Genomic DNA, 12,816 nt, shown 5'->3' with positions numbered 1-12,816 from the left:
AGCGCCACGAACATGTAGCCGAGCTGCGAGCAGGTCGAATAGGCGATGACGCGCTTGATGTCGTTCTGCACCAGGCCGACGGTGGCCGCGAAGAAGGCGGTTATGGCGCCGATGATCGTCACCACCAGAAGCGCGGTGTGCGACAATTCGAAGATCGGCGAGAGCCTAGCCAGCATGAACACGCCGGCCGTCACCATGGTGGCGGCATGGATCAGCGCCGACACCGGGGTCGGGCCTTCCATGGCGTCCGGCAGCCAGGTGTGCAGCGGCACCTGCGCCGACTTGCCCATGGCGCCCATGAACAGCAGCAGGCAGACGGCGGTCAGCGCGCCCGCCTTGTCGAGGTGGTAGCCGAGGAAATTCAGCACTGTCTCGCCATGCGCAGCCGCCTCGCCCGCCGCCGCTTCGGCGCCGTGGCCGCCGGCCGGCAGGTAGGTGGCCGCATTGGCGAAGATGGTGCCGAAATCGACCGAGCCGAACAGCACGTAGACGCCGAGGATGCCGAGGATGAAGCCGAAGTCGCCGACGCGGTTGACCACGAAGGCCTTGATCGCCGCGGCGTTGGCCGACGGCTTCTTGTACCAGAAGCCGATCAGCAGGTAGGAGGCGAGGCCGACGCCCTCCCAGCCGAAGAACATCTGCACGAGGTTGTCCGACGTCACCAGCATCAGCATGGCGAAGGTGAACAGCGACAGATAGGCGAAGAAGCGCGGCCGGTGCGGATCGTGGTGCATGTAGCCGATCGAATAGATGTGCACGAGGGCCGAGACGGTGTTGACCACCACCAGCATGACGACGGTGAGCGTGTCGATCCTGAGCGCCCAGTCGGCCTGCATCGTGCCGGAATCGATGAAGCGCAGCACCGGCACGGTGAAGGTCTCGACGTCGCCCATGGCGACGGTGAAGAAGGCGACCCACGACAGCACCGCCGAGACGACCAGCAGGCCGGAGGTGATGTATTCCGACGCCTTGGCGCCCAGCGAGGTGCCGAACAGCCCGACGATCAGGAAGCCGAGGAGCGGAAGGAAGACGATGGCCTGGTACATAGGGAAACCTTCGCTCAGCCCTTCATCATGTTGACGTCTTCGACCGCGATCGAGCCGCGGTTGCGGTAGAAGACGACGAGAATGGCAAGGCCGATCGCCGCCTCGGCCGCCGCGACGGTGAGCACGAACAGCGCGAACACCTGGCCGACGAGATCGCCGAGGGCCGCCGAGAAGGCGACGAAGTTCAGGTTGACGGCAAGCAGGATGAGCTCGATCGACATCAGGATGACGATGACGTTCTTGCGGTTCAGGAAGATGCCGAACACGCCGAGCGTGAACAGGACAGCCGAAACCGTGAGATAATGCGCGATGCCGACGGTCATCGTCAGATACCCTTCCCCGTCTCGACTTTCTTGATCTCGATCGCCGTGGCCGGCGTGCGCGCCACCTGGACCGACACGTCCTGGCGTTTCACATGCTCGCGGCGGCGCAGCGTCAGCACGATCGCGCCGATCATGGCGACCAGTAGGATCAGGCCGGCGATCTGGAAGAAATAGACGTAGTCCGTGTAGAGGATGTCGCCGAGCGCGGCCGTGTTTGTTCGCGTGACGATGTCCGGCGTAGGCTTGGAAACGGTCGAGGCGAGCTGCGGCGCGAAAGCGTAGCCGCCGAGCACGATGATCAGCTCTGCCGCCAGCACGATGCCGACCAGGGCGCCGACCGGAGCGTATTGCAGGGCGCCGCTCTTCAATTCGGCGAAGTCGACGTCGAGCATCATGACGACAAACAGGAACAGCACCGCCACCGCGCCGACATAGACGACGAGCAGGATCATCGCCAGAAACTCGGCGCCGGTGAGCAGGAACAGCGCCGCGGCGTTGAAGAAGGTGAGGATCAGATAGAGGACGGAATGCACCGGGTTGCGCGCGGAGATGACCATGAAGGCCGCCGCCACCGCGACGAAGGCGAAGAGATAGAAGAAGATCGCCTCGAGTCCGTTGAGCATGGGTTCCCCCGAGTTCCTGTCCTTACGGCCGGGCGCCTTGCACGCCGTCCGTCCTGCCGTTCCGCCGCCGCCTCCGGCACGAAACGCGTGTTCCTTAGACGAGCCGTTGCGGTCCGTCCATGTTGCCACTGGGGGACAGTTTACTTAATTCCGCTCTCGCCCGGTTCGCCGGGCGCAGCCCCGAACACGGAATTAAGTAAACTGTCCCCTGTGCCTGCTACCGATACGGGGCGTCGAGCGCGAGGTTGCGCGCAAGCTCGCGCTCCCAGCGGTCGCCGTTGGCGAGCAGCTTGTCCTTGTCGTAGTAGAGCTCCTCGCGCGTCTCCGTCGCGAACTCGAAATTCGGCCCCTCGACGATGGCGTCGACCGGACAGGCTTCCTGGCAGAAGCCGCAATAGATGCACTTCACCATGTCGATGTCGTAACGCACGGTGCGGCGCGTGCCGTCGTTGCGGCGCGGACCGGCCTCGATGGTGATGGCCTGCGCCGGGCAGATCGCCTCGCAAAGCTTGCAGGCGATGCAGCGCTCCTCGCCGTTAGGGTAGCGGCGCAGCGCGTGCTCGCCGCGGAAGCGCGGGCTGAGCGGCCCCTTCTCGTGCGGGTAGTTGATGGTCTCCTTCGGCGCGAAGAACTGCCGCATCGACAGCACGAAGGCGCCGACGAATTCCTTCAGCAACAGCGACTTGGCAGCCTGGGCTAGCGCTGACATCTTCTCATTCTCCAGCAAACAGCGGGCCGACGAACCAGCCCACCAGCGGCATCAACACGAACTGGCTGAGGCCGGTTATGTTCAGAACCTTCTTCGTCTCCGGCAGGTCGACCCGCGAGGCGAGCAGCCGCAGCAGGTAGAAATCCGTCGCCGCGACGACCAGGCCGACCAAAGCGCCGATCAGGCTCGCGCTCATGGTTTGGCTCCCGCCTTCTGCCTGTCGGCGGGCGTGCCGAACGCGGCGTCGCGGCCGCGCGTATAACCCGACTGGCGCGGCAAGTCATCGGCAAAGGCCACCCAAGGCAGCCGTTCCTGCCAATAGCCATGCGCCTGCGGCGTAAAGCGCTCCGGGTGATCGAAGAAGCCGATCGCCAGATAGTGCTCGTCGGCCAGCCCGTCGTCGACATAGCCGATCGACGTGCCGCAACGGCCGCAGAAGCTGCGGGTCACGCCGGGCGTCTTCGAAAAGGTTCTCGGCGTGCCGCGGCTGAAGCGCACCTGTGCGGGACGATAGCCGACCCAGAGCATCAGCGGCCCGCCGATGGCGCGGCGGCAGTCGGCGTCGTGGTCGCTGACGACCCAGAACGGCTCGCCATGCATTTCCGCGGCGATGTCGCCGCAGAAACAGGCGCCCGTCTCGACCCGCACGCTGTCGCCGCCGGTCTCTGCCATCATGCCAGCCCCGTCAGCTTCAGGAAGGCGGCGGTGATGACCACCATCGCCAGCGAGATCGGCAGAAACACCTTCCAGCCGAGCCGCATCAGCTGGTCGTAGCGGTAGCGCGGCACGAACGCCTTCACCATGGCGAACATGAAGAACACCAGGCAGACCTTGAGCACGAACCAGATGACGCCCGGCACCCAGGTGAACGGGGCGAAGTCGAAGGGTGGCAGCCACCCGCCGAGGAACAGGATGGTGGTGAGCGCGCACATCAGCACGATCGCCACATATTCGCCGAGGAAGAACAGCAGGAACGGCGTCGACGAATATTCGATCATGTGGCCGGCGACGAGCTCAGATTCGGCTTCCACCAGGTCGAAGGGCGGCCGGTTCGTCTCGGCCAGCGCCGAGATGAAGAACACGACGAACATCGGGAACAGCGCCAGCCAATGCCAGTCGAGGAAGGTGTTGGGCAGGCCGAGATGGGTGCCGAGGCCGTCGCTCTGCGACAGCACGATGTCTGTGAGGTTGAGCGAGCCGACGCACAAGAGCACGGTGACGATGACGAAGCCGATCGACACCTCGTAGGACACCATCTGCGCCGCCGACCGCAACGCGCCAAGGAACGGATATTTCGAGTTCGACGCCCAGCCGCCCATGATGACGCCATAGACTTCCAGCGACGAGATGGCGAAGACGTAGAGGATGCCGACATTGATGTTGGCGACCGCCCAGCCCTCGTCGACCGGGATGACCGCCCAGGTCGCCAGCGCAAGTGCCGCCGACACCACCGGGGCGAGCAGGAACACGCCCTTGTTGGCGCCCGACGGGATCACCGGCTCCTTGAACACGAACTTGAACAGGTCGGCGAAGGACTGCAGCAGGCCCCATGGCCCGACCACGTTGGGCCCGCGGCGCAGCTGCACGGCCGCCCAGATCTTGCGGTCGGCATAGAGCAGGTAGGCGACGAAGATGAGCAGCACGACAAGCAGCACGACCGACTTGATCAGGATGATCAGCGCCGGCAGCACGTAGACTGTGAGAAAGGAATCCATGCTGCGTCTCTACTCGGCTGCCTGCTTGAACCCGCCCCTCGCCAAGGCCGAGCATTCCGCCATCACGGCCGACGCCCGGGCGATCGGGTTCGTCAGATAGAAGTCTTCGACCGGCGATGCAAACGCGGTTTTCGTCACCGCACCGCCGAGCTTCGCCGCCTTGCCGATGTCGGCCGCGCTACCCGGAAGAATCTCGTCGATTCCAGCGAGATGCGGATGGGCCTGGTGGAGCGAAGCCCTGAGCTGCGCCAGCGAATCGAACGGCAGCCGCTTGCCGAGCACGTCGGACAGCGCCCTGAGAATCGCCCAGTCCTCGCGCGCGTCGCCGGGCGCGAAGCCGGCGCGGCTGGTCTGCTGCACCCTGCCCTCGGTGTTGACGTAGGTTCCCGACTTCTCGGTGTAGGCGGCCGCCGGCAAGATGACGTCGGCGCGGTGCGCGCCGCGGTCGCCATGGGTGCCGATATAGACGACGAAGGCGCCTTCCGCCCTGGAGAGGTCGAGTTCGTCGGCGCCGAGCAGGAACAGCACGTCGCTGCCGCCCAGCATGCCAGCGACGTCCCTGCCGCCCTCGCCCGGCACGAAGCCGATGTCGAGGCCGCCGACGCGCGCCGCCGCCGTGTGCAGCACGGCAAAGCCGTTCCAGCCGTCCTTGACCACGCCGGCCGCTTCCGCGAGTTTTGCCGCCAGGCCGAGCACCGCCGCACCGTCCGGCCGCGCCAGCGCGCCCTGACCGACGATGATCATGGGGTGCTTGGCGTTCTTCAGCACGTCGAAGAACGCACCGCGTCCCGCCGCCAGTTCCTTCAGCGTCTCCGGTCCGGCGCCGAGCGATTCATAGGGATAGCGCAGGTCGACGGCCTCGCCGACGACACCCACCGCCAGCGGCTCGTTCATGCGGTAGCGCTTGCGGATGCGGGCGTTGAGCACCGAGGCCTCGAAGCGCGGGTTGGCGCCGACGATCAGGATGGCGTCGGCCTGCTCGATGCCCTCGATGGTCGGGTTGAAGATGTAGCTGCCGCGACCGAGTGAAGGATCAAGCGCCGCGCCGTCCTGCCGGCAGTCGACGTTCTGCGAACCGAGCGACTGGATCAAGAGCTTCAGCGCATACATCTCCTCGACCGCCGCGAGATCGCCGGCGATGGCGCCGATCTGGTCCGGGGCCGACTTGGCCACCGCATCCTTGATGGCGGCAAAAGCCTCCGGCCAGGTTGCCGGCGCGAGACTACCATTCCTGCGGACATATGGCCGGTCGAGCCGCTGCGTGCGCAGCCCGTCCCAGATGAAGCGGGTCTTGTCGGATATCCACTCCTCGTTCACCTGGTCGTTGACGCGCGGCATGATGCGCATCACCTCGCGGCCGCGTGAATCGACGCGGATCGCGGAGCCGACGGCGTCCATCACGTCGATCGATTCGGTCTTGGTAAGCTCCCACGGCCGCGCCGTGAAGGCGAACGGCTTTGAGGTCAGCGCGCCGACCGGGCAGAGGTCGACGACATTGCCCTGCAGCTCCGAGGTCATCGCCTGCTCGAGATAGGTGGTGATCTCGGCGTCCTCGCCGCGGCCGATCAGGCCGAGCTCGGAAATGCCGGCAACCTCGGTGGTGAAGCGGACGCACCGCGTGCAATGGATGCAGCGGTTCATGATCGTCTTGACCAGCGGGCCGATATACTTGTCCTCGACCGCGCGCTTGTTCTCCTGGTAGCGCGAGGAATCGACGCCGAAGGCCATCGCCTGGTCCTGCAGGTCGCATTCGCCGCCCTGGTCGCAGATCGGGCAGTCGAGCGGGTGGTTGATGAGCAGGAACTCCATCACCCCTTCGCGCGCCTTCTTCACCATCGGGGTGTTGGTGAAGATCTCCGGCGCCTCGCCGTTCGGGCCCGGGCGCAGGTCGCGCACGCCCATGGCGCAGGAGGCGGCCGGCTTGGGCGGGCCGCCCTTCACCTCGATCAGGCACATGCGGCAGTTGCCGGCGATCGACAGCCGCTCGTGGAAGCAGAAACGCGGCACTTCGGCGCCGCCCGCCTCCGCCGCCTGCAGCAGCGTGTAGTGGTCGGGTACCTCGATCTCGTTCCCGTCGACCTTGAGTTTTGCCATCACTTACCCCCGGCGGCCTGCGCCGCCTCGTATGCCTGCATCATGTCATGGACGCTGATGCCGTTGATCGTCATGCCGGCGGTCTGTGCCTTCTCGATTTTCACATTGCTCATGTTCACGTCGCGGAACAGGGCGTTGGAGAGGTTGGCCTCGACGACGCTCGCATTGCTGAGCAGCACCTTGTCGAACGCCGCCGCCGACAGGTTGGCGTTGTGGAAACGCGTGTTCGACAGGTTGACGTCGTCGAAACGCGAATTCGCCATCGTGGCGTTCTTCACGTCGAGGACGTCGCGGGTGTCGTGGACCTGCATCTGCGTTCGCTCCTTCACCCGCACCGCGCCTGCTGCCACAGTTTCACATGCGGCAGATGCGACCAGCCGAAGGCGAAATCGCTGTCGCCGTTGGCGCGCAGATGCTCGAGCCGTTCCCTGCCTTCCTCGACCGTTGGCTCGTGCCCTTCCGCGATCCACCACATCACTAGATGCTGGTCCTTCATCGCCGAGAACCACTCGCCGCGGCGGCGGTAGAACTGCTTGTGGACCGTGTTCCAGACGAAGCGCTCAAGGCTCTCCGCATCGCGCCAGACGCTCATGTTCACGATGATCATCGGGTCAGCATCGGCGCGGATGTCGAGTGCGTTGCCGCCATCGTCCTGCAACCGCCAGACGAAGCCGTCGCAGCGGTCGGCAAGCCCGTTGATGCGGTCGAGATTGTCCGCGAAGTCCGCGACCCGCGGATCCTCGAACGGATATCTGAGGCGCGCGACATTGAACTGGGCAAGGTTCATGGCTTCCGCTTGCCCCCTCCCGTCACACCGGCGAGCTTCGTCGCCTGGCCGATCCAGTCGTCGCGGTCGATGCGGCCGGAGAAACCGAGCGAATCCTCGACCCAGGCGATCTCGTCCTTGGACCAGGCGGCGATCTGCGCATAGGTCCACACGCCGAGGCCGTTCAGAACCTGCTCCAGCTTCGGGCCGACGCCGGCGATCGCCTTGAGATCGTCCGGCCGCGCCGGCTTGCCGATCGCCGCCGGCTTTCGGAGTTCCCCGGATGACGGGGCGGCAGGCGCGGCAACAGCCTTCGGTTTGGCCTCAACCGTCGCCTTTCCAGTTGCTGCGAGTTGCACCGGCGCGGAGCCGGCGGCTTTCGGCCTGGCGCCGGTCCTGGATTTTTCTGCCGGGGCCGCCTTGATCCGAGCAACTTTCGGTGCGGATTGGGCCGCCTTCCCAGCCTGCGGCTTGCCGGGGAGCGTCCCGGCCTCGGCGATCAGCGTCGAGGCGGCCATCTTCGCCCGCGCCTGCGGCGTGCGCGCGGTATCGCGGAACTCGTGCGCATCGGCGGCGGCTTCCTCGAACATCGGCAAAAACAGCCGGCGCGACGCGGTCGCGGCGCCGGCCATCGAGCCGAGCCACACGCCCATCGCCTGGCTGGCGAGACCGATGCCGAGCGCCGACATCGCCGCCGCGCTCGCCAGCGGATGCGCCATAAGGTTTACGGCGCCGGCCATCTCGGCTGGCATCGGAACCCCCATCTGCTTCATCGCATCGTCCAGCATCGTCTCACTCGGCAATAGTCCATCGGGAATGGAAAACATCGACATGGCATGCTTCCTTGTCGTCTGTTCCGTCGCCCGCGTTGACCGCCTCCAACCTGTCGTACGTTCTGCTTCTCTGGATCCGCTATTCGGCCGCCACCAGCACCGGCTCGGCGCGATGCGCGTTGCGGGTGAATTCGTCGATACGCCGTTCGATCTCAGGCCGGAAGTTGCGGATCAGACCCTGGATCGGCCATGCCGCCGCGTCGCCCAATGCGCAGATCGTATGCCCCTCGATCTGCTTGGTGACGTCGAGCAGCATGTCGATCTCGCGCTTCTGCGCCTCGCCGCGCACCAGCCGTTCCATCACCCGCCACATCCAGCCCGTGCCCTCGCGGCACGGCGTGCACTGGCCGCAGCTCTCGTGCTTGAAGAAATAGCTGAGCCGGGCGATCGCCTTCACGATATCCGTGGACTTGTCCATGACGATGACAGCCGCCGTGCCGAAGGAGGATTTGCGCTCCCGCAGCCCGTCGAAATCCATCGGGCAGTCGATGATGTCCTCGGCCTTGACCACCGGGCACGAAGCGCCGCCGGGGATGACGGCGAGCAGATTGTCCCAGCCGCCGCGGATGCCGCCGCCGTGTTTCTCCACCAGCTCGCGGAAGGTGATGCCCATGGCCTCCTCGACCGTGCAGGGCGTGTTCACATGGCCGACCAGCATGAACAGTTTCGTGCCGACATTGTTGGGCCGGCCTATGGAGGAGAACCAGGCCGCGCCGCGCCGCAGGATGGTGGGCGCCACCGCGATCGACTCGACGTTGTTGACCGTCGTCGGGCAGCCGTAGAGGCCCATATTGGCGGGGAAAGGCGGCTTCAGCCGCGGCTGCCCCTTCTTGCCCTCCAGACTTTCCAGCAGCGCCGTCTCCTCGCCGCAGATATAGGCGCCGGCGCCGTGGTGGACGTAGATGTCAAAATCGTAGCCGTTGATGTTGTCCTTGCCGATCAGGCGGGCGTCATAGGCTTCGTCGATCGCCCGCTGCAGCGCCTCGCGCTCGCGGATGAACTCGCCGCGCACATAGATGTAGGCGGCGACCGCGCCCATGGCGAAGCCTGCGACCAGGCAGCCTTCCACCAGCGTGTGAGGATCGTGCCGCAAGATGTCGCGATCCTTGCAGGTTCCCGGCTCCGATTCGTCGGCGTTGACGACCAGGTAGGACGGGCGGCCGTCGCTCTGCTTGGGCATGAACGACCATTTCAGGCCGGTCGGAAAGCCGGCGCCGCCGCGGCCGCGCAGGCCGGACGCCTTCATCTCGTTGATGATCCAGTCGCGCCCCTTGTCGATGATCGCCTTGGTACCGTCCCACTGGCCGCGCGCCATCGCGCCCTTCAGCGACCTGTCGAACAGGCCGTAGATGTTGGTGAAGATGCGGTCTTTGTCCTGAAGCATTGATCGTCCCTCAGACCGGCTTCTTGCCGAACACGCGGATGTATTCGGCCACGCCGCCCTTGGCGAGCGCCTTGGCCTGCTTCACCCAGTCGTCACGTTCGATGCGGCCCTTGAAATTCAGGTAGCCGTCGACCCATTCGCGCTCCGCTGTCTTCCACGCGGCCACCTGGGCGAAGGTGTAGATGCCGAGCGAATGCAGGATGCCCTCGATCTTCGGCCCGACGCCCGAGATCAGCTTGAGGTCGTCGACCACCGCCGGCTTCTCGATGCCGGCCGGACGGTTCCTGTCCCCGAGCGACGGCCTGGCAACCTGGGCCTTGGCACGAGCCGCGCCCTGCCTGGTCTCCGGCGCCTTGAAGGCGGTGACGGGCTCGTCGTGCGGGGCCCGTCCGCTGCGCTGCTTCTCCACCTTCTCGACGGCCTCCGCCGCCTTGTTGGCGGCAGCGGCCGAATGGACCGGCGCGCCGACGCTCGCAGCCTTCTCGCCGTTCTGGCTGGCCTTCTCGGGCGACGGCGTCTTGATCGCCGGGTTCGTCTCCGGCGCGTCAGTCTTGGGCTTGGCCGACTTGGACGGCGGCACGCTCGCCGCCTCACCGGCGTCAGCCATCGCCGCCTCCCGCGCCTCGCGGTCGCGGGTCGCCTTCAGCACCGCCTTCTCCTCGGTCAGGCTGGTCAGGCCCCCGATCGGCGCCGAAACGCTGCGCGCCGTTTGCGGGCCAGGTATCACCGTGTCGCCCTTGCCTGTCTCGAAGGCGTCGATGATCTCGGCAAGCCGTTCCGGTGTCAGGTCCTCGTAGGTGTCCTTGAAGATCATCACCATCGGCGCGTTGACGCAGGCGCCGAGGCACTCGACCTCCTCCCACGACAGCGTGCCGTCGGCATTGGTGTGGAACTGGTCCTGATGGATTTTTGAACGACAGACATCCATCAGCTTCTCGGCGCCCATGATCATGCAGGGCGTCGTGCCGCAGACCTGGATGTGGGCTTGGCGTCCGACCGGCTTCAACTGGAACTGGGTGTAGAAGGTGGCGACCTCCAGCACGCGGATCAGCGGCATGTCGAGCATGCCCGCGACATGCTCGATGGCGGCCTTGGTGACCCAGCCCTCCTGCTCCTGCGCGAGCATGAGCAGCGGGATGACGGCCGACTGCTGGCGGCCCTCGGGATATTTGGCGATCCAGCGCTGCGCCTCGCCCACCATCTCGCCGGCGAAGGCGAAGGTGGCGGGCTGGACGGCTGGCTCGGCAAGACGGCGAACGGACATTTACGGACGAACCCTAGCGTACTGGCTTGCAATATTGGGTGACGATCTCGGCGGTTTGCGGCGTCTCGGCAACGAAGCACATCATCAACCGGTCGCCGTCGTCGTCCTCCAGCAGGATTCCCGGCCCGGCATCGGACGGAAACACCCCGACCACGTCGTAGCCCTGCTTTAGCAGGCTTTCGACCGTGGGCTTGTCCTGCGCCATCGCCGGTACGGCGAGCAGCGAAAGGGCAAGACCAAGAAGCGATGCTTTCGCCGGGACGCCTCGCCGTAGATGAGAGTCAACCCGCATCTTCAGTGTCACCTTCGGTCAAAAAATCGGACACCGCCACGATAAGGCCGGGCGGCGATAGCTCGACCTCACCCGAGGTAATGATTCGGGTAGAAATCGGATACTTTTCGTCGCCGCGGCTGTGATGAATGAGCGAACGGCTAAAAGGATCGACGATTAGATAGTGAAGGATGCTCGGTACGCGAAAGTACTCGGCCACTTTGGCGCCGGTGTCGCTGCGAACACTGGAGAGCGAAACGACCTCCAGCACGATGATCGGCTCATCGATCAGCAACGAGTCCGGATCGGCCGGCTTGCATTGCACCGAAACGTCGGGCTCGCGGACCGTTGCATCGTCAATCCGAATACCGACGCCGTCGCCAAAGGCGGTGCACTGTAGCCCGGCCCGCTTTATTGCATTGCGCAAGGCCAACCAGGCCTCGTTCTTGATCTGGACGTGACGAACCGTTTCCGGCGACATCATGATCACCTCGCCGCCCACGAGCTCAAACCGGCCCTCGGCCTGGGACTGGGACCAGCGCAGATAGTCCTGAACGGCCAGTTTCGTCTTCGGCAGCGCCACCATCATCGATCCACCTCGCCGAACACGATGTCGAGCGAGCCCAGCACCGCCGAGACGTCGGCGAGCATGTGGCCGCGGCAGAGGAAGTCCATAGCCTGCAGGTGGGCGAATCCGGGCGCGCGCAGCTTGCAGCGATAGGGCTTGTTGGTGCCGTCGGAGACGAGATAGACGCCGAACTCGCCCTTCGGCGCCTCGACCGCCGCGTATACCTCGCCGGCCGGCACATGAAAGCCCTCGGTATAGAGCTTGAAGTGGTGGATGAGCGCTTCCATCGAGCGCTTCATGGCGGCGCGCTTCGGCGGCACGACCTTGCCGTCCATGTTGGAGACCGGCCCGACGCGCTCCTTGCCGAGCAGCAGGTCGATGCACTGGCGCATGATCTTCGCCGACTGGCGCATCTCCTCCATGCGGATGAGATAGCGGTCGAAGCAGTCGCCGTTCTTGCCGATCGGCACGTCGAACTCCATCTCGGCGTAGCACTCGTAGGGCTGGCTCTTGCGCAGGTCCCAGGCAGCGCCCGAGCCGCGCACCATCACGCCCGAAAACCCCCAGGCCCAGGCGTCGTCGAGCGACACCACGCCGATGTCGACGTTGCGCTGCTTGAAGATGCGGTTGGGGGTGAGCAAATTGTCGAGGTCGTCGAGCGTCTTGAGGAACGGGTCGATCCAGCGGCCGATGTCCTCGATCAGCTCCGGCGGCAGGTCCTGGTGCACGCCGCCCGGGCGGATGTAAGCCGCATGCATGCGCGAGCCGCTCATGCGCTCGTAGAAGACCATCAGCTTCTCGCGGTCGACAAAACCCCACAGTGGCGGGGTGAGCGCACCGACGTCCATCGCCTGGGTGGTGACGTTGAGGATGTGCGACATGATGCGGCCGATCTCGCAGCACAACACGCGCACGATCTGCCCGCGCTTCGGTACCTCGATGCCCAGCAGCCGCTCCACGGCGAGCGCGAAGGCGTGCTCCTGGTTCATCGGCGCGCAGTAGTCGAGCCGGTCGAGATAGGGCACGGCCTGCAGGTAGGTCTTGGCCTCCATCAGCTTCTCGGTGCCGCGGTGCAGCAGCCCGATATGCGGATCGACCCGGTCGACCACCTCGCCGTCGAGCTCCAGCACGAGGCGCAAAACGCCGTGCGCCGCAGGATGTTGCGGCCCGAAGTTGATGTTGAAGTTGCGGACGTCGATTTCAGGCATGGGCGCGTTCCG

At 65.5% G+C, this 12,816-nt stretch carries 16 protein-coding genes; all 16 read right to left on the bottom strand.

From position 1 onward, the window contains the following. Nucleotides 1–1,046 (bottom strand): NADH-quinone oxidoreductase subunit L (locus AC5JDC_RS15655; RefSeq protein WP_495842496.1); only part of this gene is annotated, 1,046 nt, incomplete at its 3' end. A 14-nt stretch (nt 1,047–1,060) separates the two neighbouring features. Further along, nucleotides 1,061–1,369, bottom strand: a complete 309-nt coding sequence (gene nuoK, locus AC5JDC_RS15650; RefSeq protein WP_495842494.1) for an NADH-quinone oxidoreductase subunit NuoK — start codon at nt 1,367–1,369, stop codon at nt 1,061–1,063. Between the two features lie 2 nt (nt 1,370–1,371). Next, complete coding sequence (locus AC5JDC_RS15645) at nt 1,372–1,992, bottom strand: NADH-quinone oxidoreductase subunit J (RefSeq protein WP_106771194.1); 621 nt, start codon at nt 1,990–1,992, stop codon at nt 1,372–1,374. A gap of 217 nt (nt 1,993–2,209) precedes the next feature. Beyond that, on the bottom strand, nt 2,210–2,701 hold the full coding sequence (gene nuoI, locus AC5JDC_RS15640; RefSeq protein WP_106771195.1) for an NADH-quinone oxidoreductase subunit NuoI: 492 nt from the start codon (nt 2,699–2,701) through the stop codon (nt 2,210–2,212). Nucleotides 2,702–2,705: 4 nt separating this feature from the next. Beyond that, nucleotides 2,706–2,897, bottom strand: a complete 192-nt coding sequence (locus tag AC5JDC_RS15635; protein ID WP_495842491.1) for a hypothetical protein — start codon at nt 2,895–2,897, stop codon at nt 2,706–2,708. Continuing rightward, nucleotides 2,894–3,376, bottom strand: a complete 483-nt coding sequence (locus tag AC5JDC_RS15630; RefSeq protein ID WP_495842489.1) for a GFA family protein — start codon at nt 3,374–3,376, stop codon at nt 2,894–2,896. The genes AC5JDC_RS15635 and AC5JDC_RS15630 overlap by 4 nt, the downstream gene beginning before the upstream one ends. After that, the gene (nuoH, locus tag AC5JDC_RS15625; protein ID WP_495842487.1) at nt 3,373–4,416 is read right to left on the bottom strand and encodes an NADH-quinone oxidoreductase subunit NuoH; all 1,044 of its coding nucleotides are present in this window, start codon (nt 4,414–4,416) and stop codon (nt 3,373–3,375) included. Before nuoH ends, AC5JDC_RS15630 begins: the two co-directional genes overlap by 4 nt. A gap of 9 nt (nt 4,417–4,425) precedes the next feature. Continuing rightward, nucleotides 4,426–6,510 (bottom strand): NADH-quinone oxidoreductase subunit NuoG, encoded by a 2,085-nt coding sequence (nuoG, locus tag AC5JDC_RS15620; RefSeq protein ID WP_495842485.1) that lies wholly within the window; start codon nt 6,508–6,510, stop codon nt 4,426–4,428. Beyond that, nucleotides 6,510–6,821, bottom strand: coding sequence for a pentapeptide repeat-containing protein (locus AC5JDC_RS15615; RefSeq protein ID WP_495842484.1), 312 nt, complete (start codon nt 6,819–6,821; stop codon nt 6,510–6,512). The genes nuoG and AC5JDC_RS15615 overlap by 1 nt, the downstream gene beginning before the upstream one ends. Nucleotides 6,822–6,835: 14 nt before the next feature. Beyond that, nucleotides 6,836–7,297, bottom strand: coding sequence for a DUF3291 domain-containing protein (locus AC5JDC_RS15610; protein ID WP_495842482.1), 462 nt, complete (start codon nt 7,295–7,297; stop codon nt 6,836–6,838). Beyond that, nucleotides 7,294–8,109 (bottom strand): helix-hairpin-helix domain-containing protein, encoded by an 816-nt coding sequence (locus AC5JDC_RS15605; protein ID WP_495842480.1) that lies wholly within the window; start codon nt 8,107–8,109, stop codon nt 7,294–7,296. The genes AC5JDC_RS15610 and AC5JDC_RS15605 overlap by 4 nt, the downstream gene beginning before the upstream one ends. Before the next feature lie 79 nt (nt 8,110–8,188). Then, nucleotides 8,189–9,493, bottom strand: coding sequence for an NADH-quinone oxidoreductase subunit NuoF (gene nuoF, locus AC5JDC_RS15600; protein WP_106771202.1), 1,305 nt, complete (start codon nt 9,491–9,493; stop codon nt 8,189–8,191). Between the two features lie 10 nt (nt 9,494–9,503). Further along, nucleotides 9,504–10,757, bottom strand: coding sequence for an NADH-quinone oxidoreductase subunit E (locus AC5JDC_RS15595; RefSeq protein ID WP_495842478.1), 1,254 nt, complete (start codon nt 10,755–10,757; stop codon nt 9,504–9,506). Between the two features lie 13 nt (nt 10,758–10,770). Further along, on the bottom strand, nt 10,771–11,049 hold the full coding sequence (locus AC5JDC_RS15590; RefSeq protein ID WP_495842476.1) for a hypothetical protein: 279 nt from the start codon (nt 11,047–11,049) through the stop codon (nt 10,771–10,773). Continuing rightward, on the bottom strand, nt 11,039–11,617 hold the full coding sequence (locus AC5JDC_RS15585; protein ID WP_106771205.1) for a Uma2 family endonuclease: 579 nt from the start codon (nt 11,615–11,617) through the stop codon (nt 11,039–11,041). Before AC5JDC_RS15585 ends, AC5JDC_RS15590 begins: the two co-directional genes overlap by 11 nt. Then, a complete protein-coding gene (locus AC5JDC_RS15580; RefSeq protein WP_106771206.1) occupies nt 11,614–12,804 on the bottom strand; it encodes an NADH-quinone oxidoreductase subunit D in 1,191 nt (396 codons plus the stop codon). Before AC5JDC_RS15580 ends, AC5JDC_RS15585 begins: the two co-directional genes overlap by 4 nt. Nucleotides 12,805–12,816: the final 12 nt, after the last annotated feature.

Source organism: Kumtagia sp., from assembly GCF_059502445.1.
The sequence above is the reverse complement of the archived record's forward strand: the minus strand, read 5'-3'. Positions and strand labels throughout refer to the sequence as shown.

What these genes read in the sequence shown, in the direction of transcription:
- AC5JDC_RS15595 (WP_495842478.1), bottom strand. Translation starts at nt 10,757, where the DNA reads ATGTCCGTTCGCCGTCTTGCCGAGCCAGCCGTCCAGCCCGCCACCTTC.
- AC5JDC_RS15615 (WP_495842484.1), bottom strand. Translation starts at nt 6,821, where the DNA reads ATGCAGGTCCACGACACCCGCGACGTCCTCGACGTGAAGAACGCCACG.
- nuoG (WP_495842485.1), bottom strand. Translation starts at nt 6,510, where the DNA reads ATGGCAAAACTCAAGGTCGACGGGAACGAGATCGAGGTACCCGACCAC.
- AC5JDC_RS15580 (WP_106771206.1), bottom strand. Translation starts at nt 12,804, where the DNA reads ATGCCTGAAATCGACGTCCGCAACTTCAACATCAACTTCGGGCCGCAA.
- AC5JDC_RS15635 (WP_495842491.1), bottom strand. Translation starts at nt 2,897, where the DNA reads ATGAGCGCGAGCCTGATCGGCGCTTTGGTCGGCCTGGTCGTCGCGGCG.
- AC5JDC_RS15610 (WP_495842482.1), bottom strand. Translation starts at nt 7,297, where the DNA reads ATGAACCTTGCCCAGTTCAATGTCGCGCGCCTCAGATATCCGTTCGAG.
- AC5JDC_RS15590 (WP_495842476.1), bottom strand. Translation starts at nt 11,049, where the DNA reads ATGCGGGTTGACTCTCATCTACGGCGAGGCGTCCCGGCGAAAGCATCG.
- nuoI (WP_106771195.1), bottom strand. Translation starts at nt 2,701, where the DNA reads ATGTCAGCGCTAGCCCAGGCTGCCAAGTCGCTGTTGCTGAAGGAATTC.
- AC5JDC_RS15630 (WP_495842489.1), bottom strand. Translation starts at nt 3,376, where the DNA reads ATGATGGCAGAGACCGGCGGCGACAGCGTGCGGGTCGAGACGGGCGCC.
- AC5JDC_RS15645 (WP_106771194.1), bottom strand. Translation starts at nt 1,992, where the DNA reads ATGCTCAACGGACTCGAGGCGATCTTCTTCTATCTCTTCGCCTTCGTC.
- AC5JDC_RS15585 (WP_106771205.1), bottom strand. Translation starts at nt 11,617, where the DNA reads ATGATGGTGGCGCTGCCGAAGACGAAACTGGCCGTTCAGGACTATCTG.
- nuoH (WP_495842487.1), bottom strand. Translation starts at nt 4,416, where the DNA reads ATGGATTCCTTTCTCACAGTCTACGTGCTGCCGGCGCTGATCATCCTG.
- AC5JDC_RS15605 (WP_495842480.1), bottom strand. Translation starts at nt 8,109, where the DNA reads ATGTCGATGTTTTCCATTCCCGATGGACTATTGCCGAGTGAGACGATG.
- nuoK (WP_495842494.1), bottom strand. Translation starts at nt 1,369, where the DNA reads ATGACCGTCGGCATCGCGCATTATCTCACGGTTTCGGCTGTCCTGTTC.
- nuoF (WP_106771202.1), bottom strand. Translation starts at nt 9,493, where the DNA reads ATGCTTCAGGACAAAGACCGCATCTTCACCAACATCTACGGCCTGTTC.